Genomic DNA, 3,120 nt, shown 5'->3' on the forward strand with positions numbered 1-3,120 from the left:
CAATTCGATTACTAATTCATTATCTCAGATTTGGAGATGTTCCAATTCCCTATCAAAATCAAAGAAATCATTTTCGGCTCCCCTCTCGCATTCTCGCTCGCATCATACCCTAATTCAGCAACGCCCTACAGCGAAGGGTGATCGCACTTTGAATGATTCACATCATCCGCGATCACGCTACAAAGGAGCAAATTGATAAAATATAGGACTTACGCATTGACAGAAGTAGCGAAGTCTGAGGTTAGGCAGTGATTGGCTTGGAGAGGTTTTCCAAAATGAACTGGCGAATCACAGGCACAAATAACTGTCTCGACACCTGATAGAGGTTATCAATCAAGCCCTCAACTCGCATCGTTTGCAGTTTACAGCCATGCTTGCAGCGCACAGAAGAAGTGGGTTCTGAGGGCAGACTCGGTTCGCACGCTTGAAGCGTTCAATGTTGCACACTTGCTTGATCACCCGATGAAAGCTCTCAATCTGCCAATGGCTATCATGAATCTGGCGAAAGTCTTGGCGGTTGAGTTGTCGCAGTTGCGTCTCGTCGGGTTGGTACAGGATGTAATACCGAACCTCGTTTTTGAAGCTCTGGCAAAACACTTTCACCCAGCCAAACTCCTTGAGGTAGACCACCAACCCCGACTCCGGGATCGTTAAGGTTTGCACCTGCACTTGAGTGCCCCGTTCTATCGAAACTTGGCGATTGTCCGCAATGCCAAACAGAAAACCCACCTTCTCGTTTCTGAGAAACTTCAGATTTTCAATGCCTGAATACCAACTATCGCCCGTGACCCAAGCCAGTTTCAGCCCCCAGGCTTTGACTTCTGTTACCATATCGCGAAAATACTCGTTCTTGGTTTTGCCCTCCCGCTTGTCATAAATCCGAAAGTTCACCGGATACGAGGTGCCTGTGATGTCGGTGTAGTACAAGGTAATCCGATTGATCCCCTTGACGGTGCGCTTGTGTTTACCTGACCAAAAGTAGCCCCTGATGGTCGGTTCTCTGGGGGTCACGGTAAGGCTTGTCCAGCACACTATCATCCCCAATCGCAATCCCACCGCTCAGAATCAAATGGTCTTTGACCTCATCAAACAGGTCTCGCGGGCTGTAGTTCTCGCGCAGCAAAAAACGATTCACACTGTCGTGACTCAACCCCTCCATCACCTCGGCTAGGCGAACACAACTGACATACTTGGGTTCTGCCAATAAAAATAAGATGTAGAGGGAGCAGGTACACTTGGCTGTTGAGGGTTTAGACCGTTCTCTCACGCTGATTCCGGGGGCTGCAAGACTATCCTAGATTCACCACATTTTCCTTTCCCTGTCAATGCGTAAGTCCTATAATACTGGAGGCTCATCGTTTCTACATTAAACTGACAGTAGATATCGAGCATGGCATTCTTGCAGGTGGTGGGGAGCTTCATGCGGATTGTGAAACGGTGTTGCCGGAAGATGGGAGTATGTAGGAAAATATATGGGGAGGAGTTGGAACCCATTGACGCAGGAAGTGGTTCTATAAATCGCTGATTAATATCCGCCCTCGTCAAAATAATCGCTCAATGGAGATTCTTCACCCAGCGTAAGATGAGCAAGTTGCCCAAATCACTTAGGAGTTCTTAGGAGCCTTATGAAAGACCCGACGGCAATGTGAGAGCGTTATTTGCGTGGATCTGTACCTACTCGCTTAGGATAACTCGCTGCTTCTTTAGCTCTAATTCGGTCATTTTCTAATAACGACCTGAACCGCGATGCAGTTGCCCATTTGATAGAGAAAAGCAAGTTCTTTATTGAGAAGACAGCAATTGATGCTGGAATAGACATTGCAGCAGAGTTAGTTGAGTTACAAGTGCAATTGGCTCGTTGGCAATTAGGTTGGGCAAACATTTGGGCAGATGATGCACAACGAATGAAAGTTGCCCAACAAGCTCAATTTTTGTCGGAGCGTGTGTTAAAAATGTCAGGATTGCTATCTGAGCTTGTGACATCAGCAAGTCAAAGTAGTTAGAGTAATCAGAAGCCGAAATGATGCAAGTTGTAAGCAGCCCGCAGTTTAAAGGAAAAGACGGATTGCATATCCTCTCGTTTGAGCAAGAGTTTGTTACTCAGCCGTGCGGATAGGTTTAAGGCATATTCTAGGGAGTTTCTTACGCGACATCCTATACACGCGCTGTCAGGATTTGTACCAGCTAGTCGCAATACATAGGGTCAATAGGTTTGCCAATGCCAGCTATCAAGAAAATTCTACTTGCTGTAGATATCAAGATTCTGTCTATAAAATTAAAGGAAGAAAGTAATGATAACTCAGTTGATTAAAGCATTTCAGCCTAAGGATGCTCATATTACTGTAAGTGTTAGGTTCGACAACAAGTATTTAGATTATGGGAAAATATTGCTACGTTCCATTAGAAAAAATTTTCCCAGAGTGAGGGTAGTGGTATTAGCAATCAATACACCTGAAGCCAGCTTACAAGAGTTTTCAGATTGGGAGAACATAAGAATAATTTACGAACAAAAAGAATTTGCTTATCCTTATGAACAGCGTTTATATTCTATGGCAAGGAGAATTTTTTTAGTTAATGAACTAAGGCAAGACAGCTTGGTTGACAATTTACTTCAATTAGACGCTGATTTAATTGTAAGAAAAGATTTAAATAGATTCGGCAGTCTCTTCAAGCAGGGAGATGTTTGTATTTTTGCTAGAGCCAAAATGAAGTATGAATTCTTAAGATTAACAATGAATGTACTTGGTTTAGCTAATTCTCCAGCAGCTAAAGCTCTAACTAAAGAATGGGTTGCACAACTTTGGCATTTGCTTGAGGAACCTCAAGACAGTAAGTACATCGATCAGCTAACTCTGTGGAGAGCTTATGAGAAAGTAAATCAGGAATATGGAATAAAATTAGTGAATCTAGTTCCTCCTTTTATTGGTGGAGAAGGAAATACTATTATAAGGACATTTACGGCAACAAAGAATGCTAAGGGTAACAAAAAATTATGGCTCTTCAGTACCTGTTATGCTAGATCAACAATTAAAATGCCAATTTAATAAGCATCTAATCCGGAAGTTTTCCAAGTTTCTAAATCCATAAGCCGAGCGTTTAATTAGCTTGAGTTTGTTATTT

3 protein-coding genes and 3 pseudogenes are annotated in these 3,120 nt (G+C 43.0%); 3 read left to right on the forward strand and 3 right to left on the reverse strand.

Features of this window, described 5'->3' with window-relative positions; all coding sequences use genetic code 11:
- Window positions 1-209: 209 nt before the first annotated feature.
- Window positions 210-1,267 (reverse strand): annotated as a pseudogene (locus AC2VDX_RS23175) (IS701 family transposase).
- A gap of 77 nt (window positions 1,268-1,344) precedes the next feature.
- Between AC2VDX_RS23175 and AC2VDX_RS23180 the strand changes: the two are divergent.
- Window positions 1,345-1,581: pseudogene (locus tag AC2VDX_RS23180) on the forward strand (DUF5674 family protein).
- A 179-nt stretch (window positions 1,582-1,760) separates the two neighbouring features.
- Window positions 1,761-2,003 (forward strand): hypothetical protein, encoded by a 243-nt coding sequence (locus AC2VDX_RS23185; protein ID WP_378184074.1) that lies wholly within the window; start codon window positions 1,761-1,763, stop codon window positions 2,001-2,003.
- 26 nt (window positions 2,004-2,029) lie between these two features.
- Here the strand turns inward: AC2VDX_RS23185 and AC2VDX_RS23190 are convergent.
- Window positions 2,030-2,184: pseudogene (locus tag AC2VDX_RS23190) on the reverse strand (threonine ammonia-lyase, biosynthetic); the annotation flags it as partial.
- 107 nt (window positions 2,185-2,291) lie between these two features.
- Here AC2VDX_RS23190 and AC2VDX_RS23195 point away from each other — a divergent pair.
- The gene (locus AC2VDX_RS23195) at window positions 2,292-3,044 is read left to right on the forward strand and encodes a glycosyltransferase family protein (RefSeq protein WP_378184076.1); all 753 of its coding nucleotides are present in this window, start codon (window positions 2,292-2,294) and stop codon (window positions 3,042-3,044) included.
- On the opposite strand, the gene AC2VDX_RS23200 is transcribed toward AC2VDX_RS23195, so the two are convergent.
- The coding region (locus AC2VDX_RS23200; protein WP_378184078.1) for a transposase at window positions 3,021-3,120 on the reverse strand (100 nt) is incomplete at its 5' end. The two genes, AC2VDX_RS23195 and AC2VDX_RS23200, sit on opposite strands and share 24 nt — an antisense overlap.

The organism is Coleofasciculus sp. H7-1, assembly GCF_057473865.1.